Source organism: Paucilactobacillus nenjiangensis, assembly GCF_008632615.1.
Lineage (GTDB): Bacteria > Bacillota > Bacilli > Lactobacillales > Lactobacillaceae > Paucilactobacillus > Paucilactobacillus nenjiangensis.
The window spans coordinates 1,317,803-1,334,337 of record NZ_CP043939.1 but is presented as its reverse complement, the minus strand read 5'-3'; the positions used below and the strand labels follow the sequence as shown (position 1 = coordinate 1,334,337).

Below are 16,535 nucleotides of genomic sequence, written 5' to 3'. Positions count from 1 at the left end.
ATGAAATTTGGGAATAAAAAAAGACGCTCATCAGCAGCAACTGACAAGCGTCGAACGAACATCATTTGTAAATAATATATACACCAAGTCTAACCGACAAAAGGGGATATTGCAATGGCTGAATATATTGGCGATATAAAAATTGATCCAGATGATCCAGTAGTCGTTGACGAAGATTATAACGGTCAAGAAATTTACGATTATCAAACGTATTTCAATCTTGAAGATGAAATGTACACCGAAGAACAAGAAGAAGATTTTTTGAAAATGTGGCTAAAAAGTCAAAGCCTAGATTATTTGAAAAAATTAACAAACGAACAAATTGATAACTCAGATTTGAAAGATATTTTAATCGATATATTGATGAATGAGAACAAAGAAGAAGTGTTGGCACTAGCAGGAGCATGGAAGGTGAGTGGAGAATAATGGCAGCAAATGAAGTAGCAGTATTACAAAAAGATATTACTGATCAAGTATCAAACAAATTATCAGATTTGGAATCATCAGGATTAGCATTACCAGCTAACTATAATGCTCAAAATGCTTTAAAAAGTGCTTTTTTTAAATTGCAGGGAGTAAAAACTAGTAAGAAAGATGGATTACGTCCCGCATTACTTCATTGTACTAAAGAGTCAATCGCTAATGCGTTACTAGACATGGTTACACAAGGATTAAGCCCAGCGAAAACGCAATGTTATTTCATTGTTTATGGTAAAGAACTTCAGTTACAACGATCATATTTTGGAACACAAGCAGTTGCTAAAAGACTTTCAGAAGTTGATGATGTTTGGGCTGAAATTGTCCATGAAGGTGATGAGTTTGAAGTCGGTAGTGATAAAGGACGTTTAGTCGTAACTAATTTCAAACCAAGTTTTGAAAATATGGATAAGAAAATAATCGGTGGATTTGCTGTTGTTAAACGTTCCGATGGTATTGATGATTATACGGTCATGACCAACAATCAAATCGAAACTAGTTGGCAACAATCAAAGCAATCTCATGATGGAAATAAAAACGATGTTCAAACTAAGTTTTCTGAAGAGATGGCGAAAAGAACTCTGTTAAATAGAGCATGTAAAAATATTATTAATACTTCGGATGATAGCGATCTTCTTATTGATGCAGTTAGCAGAACGTTGGATAACGAGTATGAGAATGACACCGAACGTAAAGATGTAACTGAAACACCACAAGACACCGTAGCCGGTAAATTTGAGGAGCAATTCAAGAAACGCAAGCCAATTGATGTAGTTGAAACTGAGGAGAGTGAAGACAATGCAAGTGATGGACAACAAGAGCAAGACGCTGGAACTGGTGCAAAGCAAAGACAGCTATTATGATCCAGCCACTAACTGGGATTATTGGTCTACTTCACTCTACAAAGACTTTGAACTGTGTGAAGCGGCAGCATTGGCCAAGCTTAAAGGGCAATGGGAGCCTAAAAGCAGTCCAGTAGCCTTATTAGTTGGTAATTACTTGCACAGCTACTTTGAGTCTATGGAGTCGCATGATAGCTTTATCGAAAAGAACCAAGCGTCAATTTTAGCCAAATCAGGCAAGAACAAAGGCAATCCAAAAGCCGAGTTCCGTCAAGCTGATGACATGATTACTGCTTTGAAAGATGACGACTTTTTCAATGCAGTGTACCAAGGCGACAAGGAAGTACCAGTGATTGGCCAAATTGGTGGCCTGGACTGGAAAGGCAAGCTAGATTGCCTGAATGTTGATAAAGGTTACTTCGTCGATTTAAAGACCGTTGACGATATCCACAAGCGGCACTGGGACGACGTAAACAAGCGTTGGGTATCATTTATCGAGGATAGAGAATACGTGCTGCAAATGGCCGTATATCGTGAATTATTAAGGCAAGAATACGGCAAAGACTTTGAAGCATTCATTTTCGCTGTTAGTAAACAAGACCAACCAGATAAATGTGCAATCCGCTTTGAACCTTTCCGTTATGAAGAAGCATTAGAAGAAGTACCAAATAAAGTAAAACACTTCGAAGATGTAAAAAACGGAGTGATTGCACCAACAAATTGCGGCACGTGTGAGTATTGCCGCATGACAAAAGAACTAAGCGGCTTCATTGAAGTTGCTGATCTAATCGATTAGGGGGCGTAAAAATGGCAATGTTTCGCCAATTCCAAACGAGTTTTTGGAGCGATAACTATGTAGGCGATTTAAGCCCTAATCAAAAGTTACTTTACATTTATATTCTTACCAACGAAAAGACAACCCAGTGCGGTGTATATGAGTTCAGTATGAGATATGCACAGCTTGAAACTGGATTGGATAAAGCTGAAATTGAACAGATAATCAACGAATTTGTTAAGTCTGGAAAAATCAGATATAGCAAGGAAACAAACGAAATACTAATCATCAATTGGCTGAAACACAACAGTGCACGTTCACCTAAAGTTGCGGCAGTTGTTGATAAAGAAATACGGGATATCAAGACACCTGAATTTGAATCAGAAGTCATCACGAGGTCACAAGTTCTTGGATATCCTATCAAAACTAAATTATCTTCTCAAGATACTGTATCGATACCCTATCCATACAGTATCGATAGTGGTACGCAATATAATATAAAAGAAGATAAAAAGAATATAAAAGAAGTAGAAGTAGAAACAGACGCACCTGCGACTGCGGACGCTTATCAAATCTTTCAAGAAAACTTTGGAATGCTTAATTCGTTTAATTCGCAATCAATCACTGAATGGATCCAGGACTTTGGCTCTGATGAACTAGTAATCGAAGCCATGCGACGTTCAGCACTTGATAACAAAGGCTATCGCTATGCTGAGGGTATTATGAAGAAGTGGGTAAGCACGAACATTAAAACGCTTGATGATGTTAAGGCTGAGGACGTGTTACATGAGCGTTCTAAGCAATCAAAGAATGGACGGCAGCAAGTAATTGAAACGATACCTGATGAATTTAAGGACGAGTACAAGCCAGAACACAAAAAAACTAGCCCAGAAGAATTGGCAGCAATCCAGGAACAAATGGCCAGATTAGAAAAATCAAAGCAATAGGAGTGATTGAGTAATGCAACGATCACGAGCAGAACTCTTTGAAAATGATAACGGCTCGTATGACGTTGTTATTCATCTTGACCAGAAGCCAAATTTGGACCACCTGGTGACAGTAGCCGGGTCTACGACACAATTCTACGTGGACTATGAAATAGCCGACACACGCAAAGCTAGAGCGGCACAACGCCGCTTGTTCTTTGCACTAATCCATGACATAGCAAACTTTTCTGATGCAAGTCCTGAATGGCTGAAAGAATTGTTTTACTTGCAGTATCAAATCTACACAGCAGGTAAGCAGATTAGCCTGGCTGATGGAACTAAATCAAGTGTTTCAGATGCCAATGCACTACTCGACTTAGTTATTGATTTCATGTTTGAGTATAATGTGCCATTCAAAAAAGGCTATGAATTATTAACCAAGGATGAGAGTTTTTATCTCTACCAGTGTTGTAGACATCGCCAATGCATAGTTTGTGGCGAGCATGCTGATATTCATCACATTGATGTTATCGGTAATGGATTAGACAGAACGAAAGTTGACCATACTAAACGGCATTTGATGGCATTATGTCGAGTTCATCATCAAGAAATTGAACAGATTGGTCCGCATGCTTTTTCAGAAAAATACCACTTACCAGTAACAGGTATAAAGCTAGACGTTGAAACACTTAAGAAAATCGGAGTTCGTGGAGATTACTCCGAATCAGAAAGGATTGTTGTTGAAGTATGAGAGCATATAGATTCAGAACATGGTTTGAAAATAAAATGTACAAAGTATCAAGCTTTATTCAGCAAGATGAAACCACAATCAAGTTTTGTGGATATACAGAAGATTTAAAGCTCGCAGATGATTTTTCAGATAATATCATGCAATACACAGGTGTAAAAGATGTAAATGGCAAAGAAGTCTTTGAAGGCGATATTGTAGCAGAACAATATCAGAGAATTGAAGGTCCAAATTATGATCCAATCTCATTTGGATTTATAGATAACGATGTTGAAATTGATGCAACATTAATTGGCGAAGTCGTAATTTGGCCATCTGCAGGTGTGATGATTAATAAAATAATTACACCAGATGATTGGCAGTTTGATAAAGAACACGTTGTTCCTACTAAATTTCACGTGACCAAAAGTTGTGAAGTATTAGGTAATATCTACGAAAATCCAGAGTTGTTGGAGGCGTAATGATGCCACCAGAAATCGAAGCTTGGTTTTTCAGCCAAGGAATAGCGCTAACAAGCACAACTGACAAAAGTACATTTATAGAAATCATGGCCAACAATCAATCGTTTAGATACTTCAAAAAATCAGGAGTATTTAAGCATTACGAAAATGGCCAGTACGTTGAAATAAACAAAAATAATGTGGAAGAAATATCACTATTTTAGGAGCAATCAAATGACGTTACATGTATTTGAAGTTAATCGTCAAGGATTTAATTCGAAGATAGTCGTAGGCGAATTACTGAATTATGAAAATGAAGTTTATATCATTACCTATATTGGCAACGTTGATATCATGCGAGGTCTTAATGGTGGGATTAAAGCTGATATTGTAGCCCAAAAAATTAACAGTTTGAATAGTAGTAATTTTTATTATAGGAAAGTGCCACTTGTTATGCGATATGACATTCGTAAACTTACAGATTTTATACCAGATGTAAAAATTAAAAGAGCTGGTAATCTCATTGGTTATGACAACGGTATGGTCGAGGTTATAACCGGTATAGAAAATTCGAATTATGACGGTACGGATTTAGTTATTGAATACGAATCGGAAATATTGCAAGAATTACCAAAACGAGAGATAGATCGAGCCATTAAAGAAAATCGTAACTCAAAATTCAAAGTTATTTCAGGAGGTAAATAGTATGCGTGCTAAGACAGAAAAACGTCATAAGATTTATGCCTTGTACAAGGGTGATACGTACATCACAAGTGGAACAATCAGCGAATTAGCAGAGTTTCGTGGCGTTAAAGAATCATCTATCAGATTTTATAAATCAAATGTGTACAAGAAAAGAACCAAACGTGGGAATGGACTTAGATTAATCGAATTGGAGGATTAAAATAAATAAAAAATCAGCAATAACTTGTATTTTTTTCTAGTTAAATGTTGATTATTATCAGTAATTTTTATTTATTTTGGTTTGAATATATAAAAGAAAGCATTGCGAAAATTGAAATTATACTAGCGAAAGTTGCAAATGTATCACGTGTAAATAACATTGATAAAAAAACAGTTATAAAAATAGCAATTTGAAATTTAATAATTTTTAAAAAAATTGAGTAGTTATCAATTTTAATATGAAATATTAAGTTGATCAAAGTTAATCCAGTAATAACAATCAATGCAGGGATTGTGGTTATTAACAATGATATTCCCATCTTTCCTGCTATATGAGAAAAAGATATATTCATAATGTCATAAAATGCGGTGTTCTTAGGGAAGTAAAGTGGATTATTTGATGTTTTGTATTTTAGTTTAAGTTGATGTAATGATGATGCTATTAAGAGTAGGTAAGCCGCACCACTACAAGCAATTTCGTATTTAAATATTTCTTTTAAGTTTTTCATAGTGACATAACTATAACATTTATAAATATAAATTGTGGACGCATTTAGAAAGTTAGGTGATAAATGATGAGTAAAAGACAAATAGCTTTATATGTAGGCTGGATTATTGTAGGTTCGTTAATTTTATTAGGTGGATTATTTATGACTTGGGATACGTTGATATGGTTAATGACACCACTATGGGTGATTTGCGGATTATGGATTTCTGTTTCGGCAATTGGAACGTATTTATTAATCAGCGTGATTATCGAAATAATTATATTGAAAAGGAAAAAAGATTGATTTTATTGGTTTGCGTTTTTGTATTGATGATGATCATAGAAGGAGTTAATAAATGATATTTACAGCTCTTTGGGGATTTTTGGGAATTATTAGTGGCTTATTGATAGCAAAAATATTGAAGGAGTAAAACAAATGATTAATAAACATTTAATGAATTTTTTGGCTAATGTTTTAGCTGTTCTACTTATTGCGGCTATTGTAGCATCAGTAGTTTATGTAGTTTGGAATTTAATTTTATAAGAGCTCAAAAAAAGCCACCATTTCTGATGACTTACTTAAGATCTCTGCCCGAGATATTAAATATATTATAGCATAAGTCAGGAGTAGGTAAATGGAAAGCTATGAAGAATTAGGATTATTTGAAACATATGATCGAAAGAAAACAGCAGCAGCTGTTAAATGGTATTTTAATCGTGAACTACCTAAATATGCTAGATTATCTGGTCTAAGTAGAACTGAACTGGGTGATATGTATAAATCGCCAATTATAACCGATATGCCCTCATCACCATCACATGGCAATGGAATTGAAAATAATATCATCAAAGTTTTGAGCAAAACGGAGTACGCACTTAGATTGGTTCGCATGACTGCAAAATCAATTGAACTATGTGATAAAAATAGTCGTTTAATATTGTTTGGTAATTATTTTAAACAAGAAAAGGATTGGCAACTTCAAGAGTCGTTGAATTATGGTAAGACACAGTATAGTCAGTATAAAATTGAGGCTCTAAATCAATTTGCTGATACATTTGAAGCCCAAACTGGTTGGGATTTACACAGACCACAAAAAGTTAGGACTGAACAAAAACCGAACTTTTAGTGAACTTTCACCGAACTTTTTCCGAACTTTTTCCGAACTTTCACCGAACTTTTTCCGAACTAAGACCGAACCGCGGGGGCGAAAATATGTTATATGATGGTATTGTCAAGTAATGTGTTAAGCGGGCTACCCTACTGCTGACGTTTAACATTTTACAGACAATTCCTCAAAAGATGTCCTTGCGGGCAGAGCGGTCAATTATGATCGTGATGTGAGTTATTACTCACGTCATGGAGCTACAAGCGTTCATCATTGAAAAATATTATTATCTTGGTCCTTGATGAGGTAGGTGCAAGTCCTATCAGTTCCATCGCAGCAAATCACACCGTGTGTGACACCAAGAAAGGTGGCTGCATTACGAGATAAAGAATACACGGCTAAGCAATCAACTGCTCCTCCAAGGCGTCGATTAATAAATTTTATTCAATTGTCGTTTATGGCTTGTAGAGGTTCAAGTCCTTTATATCTCATAGACATGGCTTAAAGGAGGAAATAATACTCCCTTCACATGTCGAACTTGATATTAATCTTCACAATTCACGTGGATCCAACGAGTCTACGTAATTTCATAATTGGCAGCTTAGCGGCTGCCTTTTTTAATACGATAGGTGAATAAAATGCAAAGCTTTAATATGATTTTTTGGACATATGGAAATGATGAAATGCGTACTTCAATGCGAAGCAAAGAAGTGTTAGCTCCGGAACAAACATTACAAGATATGGTTTCAAAAGATAGACCAAGATATTTGAGATTTATCATCGGAGAAGGAGAGACGTTCTATATATCAGCCGATTGTGTTATTTCACTCAGCCAGATATATCCAGGTGGGTAAAAATGATTAGAAGTAAATATGGTTATACAACCAAAACGGAGGTGTGGTGATATGTAATGGAAAAATATGAGTTAGCAGAGCAAGATTACTTGGATGGTATGAAATATAAAGATATTGCTGAAAAGTATGAAGTTACATTGAACACCGTCAAGTCTTGGAAATCTCGGCACTGGGGTAAGAAGGTTGCACCCAAAGAAAAAAGTGTGCACACAAAACCGAAAAAAGTTGCACCCGAAATCATAACTGAATTGATGAATAATGATGAGCTTACGGATAAACGTAAGCTTTTTTGTTTGTACTATTTGCAATTGTTTAACGCTACTAAGGCTTATCAAAAAGCTTTCAATGTTGATTACGAAACTGCTAATGCAGCGGGTGCAAGATTGTTAGTAAATGTTAGTATTCAAAAGCAACTTGCAGACTTAAAGAATGATATGGCAAATGATCTTCATTTGAGTGCTTTAGATATTGCTCATGAGTACATGAAGCAGGCATTTGCAGACGTTGGTGATTATGTAGAATTTGGTACAGATGATGTGATTGTGAGAGATGGTTGGTATAAGCCAGTTAAGGATAAATTAAAAGGTGGCTGGCTAACAGAACAAAAATCGTTTGTTCGTTTGAAAAATCAAGAAGATGTGGATACTTCGATGATAAAAAGTGTTCATATTGGTCGTGATGGAGTTGTAGTTGAACTGTACGACAAACAAAAGGCCCTTGATGCACTTAACAAATTATTGAACGAAGACAATATTATTGAGAACGAAAAAGATGCTGTAATGTTGGTGGATGACATACCAATGGAGGATAACAAAGATGGTCCTAAAGAAACCGAAAATTAAAATACAGTTGTCCAAAATGGTTAACCCACATTTTAACAAAGTGTGGCATACTGATAAGCCTTACATCATTTGTAATGGCGGACGTGGTTCGTTTAAATCATCCACTGTGAGTCTAAAAATCGTCACTATGATGAAGAAGCACACGCAGCAAGGTAAAACTGTCAATGCAATCTGTATTCGCGAGAACAAGGCTTATTTACGTGATTCTGTGTACAACCAAATCAGTTGGGCATTAAACTTGCTAGGGTTACAAGATGAATATCGGTTCTTCACTTCACCATTACGTATAGTTCATAAAAAAACTAACAGTTCTTTTTACTTTTATGGTTCTGACGATCCAATGAAATTAAAATCAAATCTCGTCGGTAATGTTATCGCAGTTTGGTATGAGGAAGCTGCTAATATGAAATCACCAGACGTATTTGATCAGGCTAATCCCTCATTCATTCGTCAAAAACCTGATTTTGTTGACCAGGTTAAAGTGTTTTGGACATATAACCCACCTAAGAATCCTTACGATTGGATTAATGAATGGGTCGCTAAGATGATGGCAAACGATGAGTATCTGGTCGATACCTCAACTTACCTTGATGATGAATTAGGGTTCACAACAGAGCAACAATTAAAGCTGATTGAAAGCTACAAGGAAAATGATTATGACTATTATCGTTGGCTTTACTTGAGTGAAGTTATTGGCTTAGGTAACAACGTGTACAACATGAATTTGTTCCATAAATTGGGTGGATTACCTGATGATTGGAATGTCATTGCTGAGTTCTACTCAATGGACGTTGGACATCAGGTATCTGCCACAACGGTTACTCATTATGGTTTATGTAGTAACCAGAACGTGGTGTTGCTTGATACTTATTATTACAGTCCACAAGGGCGTGTGAATAAGAAAGCTCCAAGTGAATTCTCGACTGAAGTGTATGAATTCATTGATGAAACCAATCGAGTTTATCGTTCGCCAATTAGAAATCAAACGATTGATTCTGCTGAAGGTGGATTCAGAAATCAGTATTGGTTGGATCATCACACAAGATGGCATCCAATCGCCAAGCAAAAGAAAGTTAATATGATTGATTACGCCCAGGACTTATTAGCCCAAGGGCGTTTTTATTATCTGAATAAATCAGACAACAATATCTTTGTTGAACAACATCAGCAATATCGTTGGGATGAAGATAAGGTTAGTCGTGATAATCCGGAAGTCATTAAAGAAAACGATCATACGTGTGATGCTTTTCAGTATTTTTGCGTGGATAATGCTCGTGCTTTAGGACTCAAAAGGTAGGTGATTAGATGTTTGAAAGTATCAAGAACTTATTTAGGAAGGCAGGTGCATCAGTCGGTATGGTTGACTCATTAACAAACATTGTAGATCACCCAAAGATAGCGATTAGTAACGATGAATATCTACGAATTCAAAAGGATTTACGATATTTCCGTGGCAACTTTGATGAAATTAAATACAAAAACACTTATGGAAAGCTGCAAACACGTCCATATGTATCACTAAATATGATGCAAACAGTTGCACATCGATTGGCTAGTTTGATTTATAACGAACAGTCAGTGATTACGGTCGGTGGCAAGAACAGTGATATGAATACATTTGTTCAGAGTGTGTTGCAGAACAATGATTTCAACAAGAATTTTGAACGTTATCTTGAATCGGCATTGGCATTGGGTGGATTAGCAATGAAACCTTATGCAGATGGCAAAAATATCAAGATTGCTTATGCACAGGCGCCAACATTCTATCCTCTCAAAGCGAATACGAATGATATTAGTGAATGTGCCATCGCGACAGTTTCAACTCGTACAGAGAACGACAAGCCCATTTATTACACGTTACTTGAATTCCATGAATGGATTAATGGTGTTTACACGATTAGCAATGAGCTGTATAGAAGTGAATTCAAAAACAAAGTTGGGTATCGTGTGCCGCTTAAACAGTTATTTCCGGATTTACAAGAAGTTACGCAATATGCCGAACATGATAACGTCCAAGGTGTGCAACACAAGTTATTCACTTATCTGAAACCTGCAGGATTTAATAACAAGAGCATTACGAGTCCATTGGGTATTTCAATATGTGAGAACGCAATAACTACACTCAAACAGTTGAATGATGCATATGACCAATTCAACTGGGAAGTTCGTATGGGTCAACGTCGAGTGGCTGTGAGTGAGGCATTGCTATCCACATATGAAAAAGATGATAAGCATACTGAATATTTTGATAGTGAACAAAATGTATTTGTTCAATTTGGCAGTGATCAAGATGGCGATTTAGTCAAAGACTTAACGACTGCTATTCGTGCAGATGACTACATCAAGACACTTGGTAATTTCATTAAGACACTTGAAATGCAAGTTGGTTTATCTCAAGGAACATTTTCATTTGATGCTCAAGGGTTAAAAACGGCTACTGAAGTTGTGAGTGAAAACTCAATGACTTATCAAACTCGAAATAGTCAATTAACAATGGTTGAGCGTTCAATTAAAGAATTGATTATTGCGATTTGTGAGTTAGGGGCTAACACGATTGTTGATGGTCTGAAATTATATAGTGGTGCAATTCCAGAATTGAAAGATATCGAAATTGATTTTGATGATGGAGTATTCACTGACAAAAATGCGCAACTTGATTATTGGACTAAGGCATTGTCGGCAGGACTGACACCTAAAGCGGTCGCAATTCAACGAACTATGGGTGTTGATGAAGAAACTGCATTGGAATATATCCAACAGATGAATGATGAAACGATTAGTTCAACTCCAGTTACGGATCCAATTGATGGAAAAGCATTTAAAGAATAGGTGATTAAATGGCAAGGATAGATGACTTAATCGATAAATACAGTCAGATGAATCAAGACATCATTAGGTTGTTTATCCAGACACTGACTGATGATTTACCTGATGGAACACAAGCTGAAATGCTGAAATGGCAATTGGATATGCTGAATAAACAAGGTGTGCTGACTGACCAATTAGTTGAACTTGTGTCAGATGCAACTGGAAGTTCAGAACGTGAATTGAAGTGGATTATCAATGATAGTGGACAGCAGGCGCGTGATGAAACTGGTAAACAGTTATTAGATATTGGTATTGCTACAGGAATGGTTGCATTAGCAAGTAAATCCAAATCAGTTGATGATGTTGCCAGTTCATTTATTGAAGCAGCGTTTGGTGATATGAATGATAAAGTTACTAATCCGTTGATGGCTAATCTTGATGGTAACCCGGCATTAGCTGATTATCGTAAATTGGTTACGGATACAGTTGATTCAGTTATTAGTGGCTTAGATACACCTGATGTTGCGTTGAGAAAAGCAATATACAAGTTAATTGATAAAGGCGTTTCATCTGGATTAGTAGATGCTGCAGGTCGGCAGTGGTCGATAGAAGCATATTCTCGTATGGTGCTTGAAACCACGTTAAGTCGCGTGCAAGATGAAATTAGATTTAATGACATGATGTACAGTGGTGTGGAAACAGCAATGATGAGTTCACATCCTGCTTCCCGTGTTGCGTGTGCAGGTATTCAAGGGCACTGGGTGTATGTTCGACCATCTAAGCCAGGGGATGAATATGAAAGTATTTATTCTCACGGATATGGTTTTGCTTGGGGAACGAAAGGTGTTAATTGTCATCATCGTTTTTATCCTGGTATTCCGGGTATCAACGAGAATCATATGGAACAATATGACCCTAAAGAAGCAATCAAGAATGGTAAATTGCAAGCCAAGCAACGTGCCTTAGAACGAAAAGTTCGTGTATCAAAGCAAAAAAAGATGGCGGCTGAACAATTAGGATATGACGATGATGTTCAACGATTTAATTTGGATATTCGAAAATATCAAAGTGCAATTCGACAACATGTGGATCAACATGATTTTCTGTATCGTGATTATTCGAGAGAAAGAGTATCGGCTACTACTGAAAAAGTTGCTAATGATTTGAGAGCAACTAAAACGAAACATTCTAAACAATATGAAAATTTGAAGGACGAATTAGGGTCACATGGTTTACCTAATTCTTTAGAAGAATATCGTAAAGTATTGTATAATAGACATAGTTCAAAAGTGTTAAATGCGTATGTTTCTGCTCGTCGTAGAGGTAGTGTTGAAGCAGTTGTAAACTATGACGACTATGTGATTGCTGACAAGAAACTCAATTCACAAATAGTTGGCATGAAAACTGCTAACGGTTCAGTGATTAATGGCTTTTCAGACCATACATTAGATCGTGTATTTGGAGTTCAGAAAGATGGAACAACGAAAACGTTGAAACGACGTGATGGTGTGAGCATTAATTCGATTAAAGATATACTAGATAATGGTGAAGTCAAACCGGGTAGAGATGGTGCTACTAAATATTTAGGGACCAATGGCTATGTGGTTGTTAATGCTGAAGGTAAAATCATCACGGTAGTTCCACACACAAAAAGGAGAAAATAGATATGGAGCCTATGTATTTAGAAGATGGCGATTTAGATTTTATTGAAAAAAAATATCCAGATTTATTCGCTCTTTTGAAAGATGGGGCTAACAAAGATAAAACTGAGGTTGAACTTCATTCAGAAGAAGAATGGGAAACAATTCAAGATTTAATCGTCGATTGTATTTCAGGTTCACTTGATGAACATGATGAAGTGAATGATGATGGAATTAGATTAGAAGGAATAATGGATATCCAATAGACATTAGCAAATTAGCTAGTGTCTATTTTTTCGCCCTGGACATGGCGTTAAAAGGTCTATTTTTCATGCAATCCGCGGTGTCGTTGCACCGTATAAAAATTCGTAAGGAGAGAACAACATGAATAGAAAATTTTTAACAGATTTAGGTTTAACTGATGAACAAGCAGATAAGGTAATGGCAGAACATGGTAAAGGCGTTCAAGAATTGAGTGATGTGAAGGGTCAACTTGCAACTGCAGAGCAAGAACGTGACTCGGCTAAAACTCAACTTGGTGAACGTGATAATCAATTGTCAGAACTGAAAGGTCAAGTCGGAGATAACAAAGAGTTGCAGGATAAAATTACTGAATTGGAAAGTGCAAACGAAGCTTCAAAATCTGACGCTGCCAGTGCATTAGCGGATTCAAAAAAATCATATGAAATCAAATTGGCATTAGTAGAGCAAGGAGCACGTAACACAACTGCGGTTTCAGCTTTAATTGATGAAGATAAGATTTCGCTTGATGATAATGGCAAACTTGTTGGCTTGTCAGACCAATTAACAACCGTTAAGGAAGCTAATTCGTTCTTATTTACAGATGGACCAGATACAGGCAATTCAACAAACCCTGGTAATCCTAATCCGCCTGCAGACCCAACAGAAAATGACAAAGTGGCTGAAGCTTTAGGCTTGGCCACAGAAAAATAATAGGGGTGACAAATTATGGCTTTTAATTACGCAACAAAAGCAGGAATGGGTCAATTATTTGACCAAAAACTTACACAAAGCACATTGACAAGCATTTTGGAAACACCAAATGTTAACTGGTTAGGGGCAAGAACATTTGAAGTAACCACTCTTGCAACATCAGGATTTAAGAACCATACACGTGATAAGGGATACAATGCGGGTACTATGAGTAATGAAAAGAAGCCCTATACTCTTGCATTTGATCGTGATATTGAATTTTATGTAGATACCGCTGATGTAGATGAAACAAATCAAGATTTAGCAGCTGCCAATATTACAAAGACGTTTATCGAGGAACAAGCCGCACCAGAAACTGATGCATATCGCTTCGGTAAATTGACAGATTTTGCAACTGCAAACGATCGTGCTGATGCACCGGCATTGACTGTTACAAATATTTACAGTGAACTTAAAAAGGCTATTTTACCGGCACGTAAATATGGTCCACAAAATTTGGTTGGATATCTTTCATCTACAGCAATGGATTTGCTAGAACGTTCAACTGAATTCAATCGTAATATCACAGTTCAAAATGTTGGGACATCTACACTTGACTCACGTATTACTTCGATTGATGGAGTTACCTTAATTGAAGTTTGGGATGAATCACGTTTTGCAACTAAGTTTGATTTTACTGATGGTTACAAAGTGGCAACTGATGGTAAACAACTTAATGCATTGATTGTGGCTAAACCTGCAATTATCGCAAAAGCGAAGTTTAATTCTATCTACTTGTTTGAACCAGGTCAACATACAGAGGGTGACGGATATCTTTACCAAAACCGCTTGTACCATGATTTGTTTGGACTTGATAAGCAAAAAGATAGTGTTATTGCACTTGTTGGGGATGCAGCTACTACCACAGCACCTGTTGAAGGTCCGTCAAAATAACGGTGCCTGATAGTCAAGCAGGCGATACGCCAACTGAACCAGTAGTTAAAGCTACTACGGCAATTACTACGAGTCAGAAAACAGCTTCAATGAAAATTGGAGATACCAAGGCTATTACGGTAACAGCAGACCCTACTGATGCAACTGATTTTGATGTGACTAAAGTGACCTCGGCATCTAGCGATGATAAGATTGCGACTGTTTCAGCTGATAGAACAATTACTGCTGTTGCAGTCGGTTCTGCCACAATTACGTATACATTCAATGCATTTACAGCAACTGTCGTAGTTACTGTGACGGCGGCTGAATAGGCGGTGATGTAGATGGACTATTTATCATTATCTGAATATAAGTCATTTGGATTAATTGATATTACAGATGATGAAATCAAAAGCTTATTACCTCGAGCATCAATTATGTTGGATAATATCACGCGTGATTTTTATCAGAAACATGATTTGGAGACTGATAAGTTTGAAACACGTTCACGACGATTTAAATTAGCCGTAGCCATACAGATTGATTACATGAAACAGACCGATGTGACAAGTGCTGAAAGTAAAGCACGTCGACCACAATCTATTTCGCAAACAATTGGTCGAACTTCAGTTAATCAGTCATTTAGCTCGACAAATATGGATTCATCTAGCGGATTAAGTATTGATGCAATTAATGCATTATCCGGAACTGGTCTTTTGTATCGTGGGGTGAAGTATGTATGATGACATTGCAACCAAACAGTGACTGGATGATTAATATTATTCAGGTGGGTAAAATCATCGGCACTGATGAACGCAATAAACCTGATTACGAAATGCACACATATGAAAACTGCCGATTTGATATTGAAGCTGTTTATTCAGGTTCGGGTAACGACCGGCAACTTCGATATAACGGTGTGCTATTTCTTTACGAAAAATACACTACGCCGTTCCCAAGCATGGATAAAACTTGGTTGAATGGAAAAGTGATTGATGAAGATGGTAATGAGTTTAAAATTACTCAAATTGTCCCACTTAGACACATTCAATCTAATGAAACTTATGGTTTTGAAATTGAGGTGATCTAGTGACGATTAAAGTTAAAGTGGATTTGAGCGGTGTTAATCGTAAGTTTTCACAGGCACAACTTAATCGTGGCCGACAAATGGTGGCTAATCAGGCGTTGGCGGATATGAACAAGTTTGTACCGTTGCAGTCTGGTAGGCTCCGTGGTTCTGGTCATGTTGAGGGAGCGGGAACTAAAATTATTTGGGACTCTCGCTATGCGCATCGTCAATTTATAGGGTTGGGTATCACTAATTACACGACTCCAGGAACTGGACCTCATTGGGATACTAAGGCTAAAGGCATGTTTATGAACTCGTGGGTTAATGTATTTAAGAGAGGAGTTGTATATTAATGGATTTTATTGATAGATTACAAGATCGTATTAATTTGATTGATGATTTACCATTCAAATGTCTAGCGGATTATCTTGATGCAGACCCTGGTTTAAGAATTTATTCGTTGTCAGGAAGTAATGTTGTGCAGGCTTATATGGACGGTAGCAAGGACGAAGAACTTAACTTTGAAATTGGTATTCGCTCAGATGATTCAGCTCAATGCGAAAATATTTTGTGGCAAATTCAGTCAGTTCTTGAAAACTTGAAACAAAACGAAATACAAAGCACAGATGGGGGCTTTATATTCAATTCTTTAACCATCACAAACAAACCTTTTCTCAATCAAGAAGACGAGAAAGGGTTATTTACTTACATGCTTGATGTTCAAGCAAATATAACAACGGAGGAACAATAAT

The 16,535-nt window shown here is 36.7% G+C and carries 24 protein-coding genes; 23 read left to right on the top strand and 1 reads right to left on the bottom strand.

All coding sequences use genetic code 11. The annotated features are described in order from the left end of the window. Window positions 1-114: 114 nt before the first annotated feature. The 9 genes from F0161_RS06840 to F0161_RS06800 are packed head-to-tail and all read left to right on the top strand — an operon-like array spanning window position 115 to window position 5,112. Window positions 115-426, top strand: a complete 312-nt coding sequence (locus tag F0161_RS06840; RefSeq protein WP_150204139.1) for a hypothetical protein — start codon at window positions 115-117, stop codon at window positions 424-426. Continuing rightward, on the top strand, window positions 426-1,340 hold the full coding sequence (locus tag F0161_RS06835; protein WP_150204138.1) for a recombinase RecT: 915 nt from the start codon (window positions 426-428) through the stop codon (window positions 1,338-1,340). The genes F0161_RS06840 and F0161_RS06835 overlap by 1 nt, the downstream gene beginning before the upstream one ends. Beyond that, window positions 1,276-2,115 (top strand): PD-(D/E)XK nuclease-like domain-containing protein, encoded by an 840-nt coding sequence (locus F0161_RS06830; protein ID WP_318635328.1) that lies wholly within the window; start codon window positions 1,276-1,278, stop codon window positions 2,113-2,115. Before F0161_RS06835 ends, F0161_RS06830 begins: the two co-directional genes overlap by 65 nt. 11 nt (window positions 2,116-2,126) lie before the next feature. Beyond that, window positions 2,127-3,041: a DnaD domain-containing protein gene (locus F0161_RS06825; RefSeq protein WP_150204137.1), complete on the top strand. Its 915-nt coding sequence runs from the start codon at window positions 2,127-2,129 to the stop codon at window positions 3,039-3,041. A gap of 13 nt (window positions 3,042-3,054) precedes the next feature. After that, complete coding sequence (locus F0161_RS06820) at window positions 3,055-3,771, top strand: putative HNHc nuclease (RefSeq protein ID WP_150204136.1); 717 nt, start codon at window positions 3,055-3,057, stop codon at window positions 3,769-3,771. Beyond that, a complete protein-coding gene (locus tag F0161_RS06815; RefSeq protein ID WP_150204135.1) occupies window positions 3,768-4,229 on the top strand; it encodes a YopX family protein in 462 nt (153 codons plus the stop codon). The genes F0161_RS06820 and F0161_RS06815 overlap by 4 nt, the downstream gene beginning before the upstream one ends. Beyond that, a complete protein-coding gene (locus F0161_RS06810; RefSeq protein ID WP_190318844.1) occupies window positions 4,229-4,432 on the top strand; it encodes a hypothetical protein in 204 nt (67 codons plus the stop codon). Before F0161_RS06815 ends, F0161_RS06810 begins: the two co-directional genes overlap by 1 nt. Window positions 4,433-4,442: 10 nt before the next feature. After that, window positions 4,443-4,913 carry a hypothetical protein gene (locus F0161_RS06805; protein ID WP_150204133.1) on the top strand — a complete coding sequence of 157 codons (471 nt, stop codon included), beginning with the start codon at window positions 4,443-4,445 and terminating at the stop codon, window positions 4,911-4,913. Window position 4,914: 1 nt separating this feature from the next. Continuing rightward, window positions 4,915-5,112 (top strand): hypothetical protein, encoded by a 198-nt coding sequence (locus F0161_RS06800; protein ID WP_150204132.1) that lies wholly within the window; start codon window positions 4,915-4,917, stop codon window positions 5,110-5,112. 67 nt (window positions 5,113-5,179) lie between these two features. Here F0161_RS06800 and F0161_RS06795 read toward each other — a convergent pair whose 3' ends face one another. Further along, a complete protein-coding gene (locus F0161_RS06795) occupies window positions 5,180-5,620 on the bottom strand; it encodes a hypothetical protein (protein ID WP_150204131.1) in 441 nt (146 codons plus the stop codon). A gap of 613 nt (window positions 5,621-6,233) precedes the next feature. Here F0161_RS06795 and F0161_RS06785 point away from each other — a divergent pair. The 14 genes from F0161_RS06785 (at window position 6,234) to F0161_RS06720 (ending at window position 16,534) form a co-directional block, all read left to right on the top strand. Next, entirely contained in the window at window positions 6,234-6,725 is a 492-nt protein-coding gene (locus F0161_RS06785) for an ArpU family phage packaging/lysis transcriptional regulator (RefSeq protein ID WP_150204129.1), read from the top strand. Between the two features lie 617 nt (window positions 6,726-7,342). Next, window positions 7,343-7,558 carry a hypothetical protein gene (locus tag F0161_RS06780; protein ID WP_150204128.1) on the top strand — a complete coding sequence of 72 codons (216 nt, stop codon included), beginning with the start codon at window positions 7,343-7,345 and terminating at the stop codon, window positions 7,556-7,558. A gap of 56 nt (window positions 7,559-7,614) precedes the next feature. Further along, entirely contained in the window at window positions 7,615-8,400 is a 786-nt protein-coding gene (locus F0161_RS06775; protein ID WP_150204127.1) for a terminase small subunit, read from the top strand. Next, complete coding sequence (locus F0161_RS06770) at window positions 8,375-9,697, top strand: PBSX family phage terminase large subunit (RefSeq protein WP_150204126.1); 1,323 nt, start codon at window positions 8,375-8,377, stop codon at window positions 9,695-9,697. The genes F0161_RS06775 and F0161_RS06770 overlap by 26 nt, the downstream gene beginning before the upstream one ends. An 8-nt stretch (window positions 9,698-9,705) precedes the next feature. Further along, window positions 9,706-11,229, top strand: coding sequence for a phage portal protein (locus F0161_RS06765; RefSeq protein ID WP_150204125.1), 1,524 nt, complete (start codon window positions 9,706-9,708; stop codon window positions 11,227-11,229). Window positions 11,230-11,237: 8 nt separating this feature from the next. After that, the gene (locus tag F0161_RS06760; protein WP_150204124.1) at window positions 11,238-12,872 is read left to right on the top strand and encodes a phage minor capsid protein; all 1,635 of its coding nucleotides are present in this window, start codon (window positions 11,238-11,240) and stop codon (window positions 12,870-12,872) included. 2 nt (window positions 12,873-12,874) lie between these two features. Beyond that, window positions 12,875-13,114 (top strand): hypothetical protein, encoded by a 240-nt coding sequence (locus tag F0161_RS06755; protein ID WP_150204123.1) that lies wholly within the window; start codon window positions 12,875-12,877, stop codon window positions 13,112-13,114. A 118-nt stretch (window positions 13,115-13,232) separates the two neighbouring features. Further along, on the top strand, window positions 13,233-13,802 hold the full coding sequence (locus F0161_RS06750; protein WP_150204122.1) for a phage scaffolding protein: 570 nt from the start codon (window positions 13,233-13,235) through the stop codon (window positions 13,800-13,802). A 15-nt stretch (window positions 13,803-13,817) separates the two neighbouring features. Then, window positions 13,818-14,735, top strand: coding sequence for a hypothetical protein (locus F0161_RS06745; RefSeq protein WP_150204121.1), 918 nt, complete (start codon window positions 13,818-13,820; stop codon window positions 14,733-14,735). Window positions 14,736-14,737: 2 nt separating this feature from the next. Beyond that, window positions 14,738-15,046: an Ig-like domain-containing protein gene (locus F0161_RS06740; protein WP_225423081.1), complete on the top strand. Its 309-nt coding sequence runs from the start codon at window positions 14,738-14,740 to the stop codon at window positions 15,044-15,046. A gap of 12 nt (window positions 15,047-15,058) precedes the next feature. Beyond that, entirely contained in the window at window positions 15,059-15,457 is a 399-nt protein-coding gene (locus F0161_RS06735) for a head-tail connector protein (RefSeq protein ID WP_150204120.1), read from the top strand. Next, window positions 15,454-15,804, top strand: a complete 351-nt coding sequence (locus F0161_RS06730; protein ID WP_150204119.1) for a putative minor capsid protein — start codon at window positions 15,454-15,456, stop codon at window positions 15,802-15,804. The genes F0161_RS06735 and F0161_RS06730 overlap by 4 nt, the downstream gene beginning before the upstream one ends. Further along, window positions 15,804-16,136: a minor capsid protein gene (locus F0161_RS06725; RefSeq protein ID WP_318635327.1), complete on the top strand. Its 333-nt coding sequence runs from the start codon at window positions 15,804-15,806 to the stop codon at window positions 16,134-16,136. Before F0161_RS06730 ends, F0161_RS06725 begins: the two co-directional genes overlap by 1 nt. Continuing rightward, window positions 16,136-16,534, top strand: coding sequence for a phage tail terminator protein (locus F0161_RS06720; protein ID WP_150204118.1), 399 nt, complete (start codon window positions 16,136-16,138; stop codon window positions 16,532-16,534). Before F0161_RS06725 ends, F0161_RS06720 begins: the two co-directional genes overlap by 1 nt. The last annotated feature ends 1 nt before the right edge of the window (window position 16,535 follow it).

Coding starts and splice junctions, on each gene's coding strand:
- F0161_RS06775 (WP_150204127.1), top strand. CDS start 7,615: ATGGAAAAATATGAGTTAGCAGAGCAAGATTACTTGGATGGTATGAAA.
- F0161_RS06755 (WP_150204123.1), top strand. CDS start 12,875: ATGGAGCCTATGTATTTAGAAGATGGCGATTTAGATTTTATTGAAAAA.
- F0161_RS06815 (WP_150204135.1), top strand. CDS start 3,768: ATGAGAGCATATAGATTCAGAACATGGTTTGAAAATAAAATGTACAAA.
- F0161_RS06735 (WP_150204120.1), top strand. CDS start 15,059: ATGGACTATTTATCATTATCTGAATATAAGTCATTTGGATTAATTGAT.
- F0161_RS06840 (WP_150204139.1), top strand. CDS start 115: ATGGCTGAATATATTGGCGATATAAAAATTGATCCAGATGATCCAGTA.
- F0161_RS06785 (WP_150204129.1), top strand. CDS start 6,234: ATGGAAAGCTATGAAGAATTAGGATTATTTGAAACATATGATCGAAAG.
- F0161_RS06820 (WP_150204136.1), top strand. CDS start 3,055: ATGCAACGATCACGAGCAGAACTCTTTGAAAATGATAACGGCTCGTAT.
- F0161_RS06765 (WP_150204125.1), top strand. CDS start 9,706: ATGTTTGAAAGTATCAAGAACTTATTTAGGAAGGCAGGTGCATCAGTC.
- F0161_RS06770 (WP_150204126.1), top strand. CDS start 8,375: ATGGTCCTAAAGAAACCGAAAATTAAAATACAGTTGTCCAAAATGGTT.
- F0161_RS06720 (WP_150204118.1), top strand. CDS start 16,136: ATGGATTTTATTGATAGATTACAAGATCGTATTAATTTGATTGATGAT.
- F0161_RS06745 (WP_150204121.1), top strand. CDS start 13,818: ATGGCTTTTAATTACGCAACAAAAGCAGGAATGGGTCAATTATTTGAC.
- F0161_RS06835 (WP_150204138.1), top strand. CDS start 426: ATGGCAGCAAATGAAGTAGCAGTATTACAAAAAGATATTACTGATCAA.
- F0161_RS06825 (WP_150204137.1), top strand. CDS start 2,127: ATGGCAATGTTTCGCCAATTCCAAACGAGTTTTTGGAGCGATAACTAT.
- F0161_RS06830 (WP_318635328.1), top strand. CDS start 1,276: ATGCAAGTGATGGACAACAAGAGCAAGACGCTGGAACTGGTGCAAAGC.
- F0161_RS06780 (WP_150204128.1), top strand. CDS start 7,343: ATGCAAAGCTTTAATATGATTTTTTGGACATATGGAAATGATGAAATG.
- F0161_RS06760 (WP_150204124.1), top strand. CDS start 11,238: ATGGCAAGGATAGATGACTTAATCGATAAATACAGTCAGATGAATCAA.
- F0161_RS06800 (WP_150204132.1), top strand. CDS start 4,915: ATGCGTGCTAAGACAGAAAAACGTCATAAGATTTATGCCTTGTACAAG.
- F0161_RS06750 (WP_150204122.1), top strand. CDS start 13,233: ATGAATAGAAAATTTTTAACAGATTTAGGTTTAACTGATGAACAAGCA.
- F0161_RS06805 (WP_150204133.1), top strand. CDS start 4,443: ATGACGTTACATGTATTTGAAGTTAATCGTCAAGGATTTAATTCGAAG.
- F0161_RS06810 (WP_190318844.1), top strand. CDS start 4,229: ATGATGCCACCAGAAATCGAAGCTTGGTTTTTCAGCCAAGGAATAGCG.
- F0161_RS06795 (WP_150204131.1), bottom strand. CDS start 5,620: ATGAAAAACTTAAAAGAAATATTTAAATACGAAATTGCTTGTAGTGGT.
- F0161_RS06730 (WP_150204119.1), top strand. CDS start 15,454: ATGATGACATTGCAACCAAACAGTGACTGGATGATTAATATTATTCAG.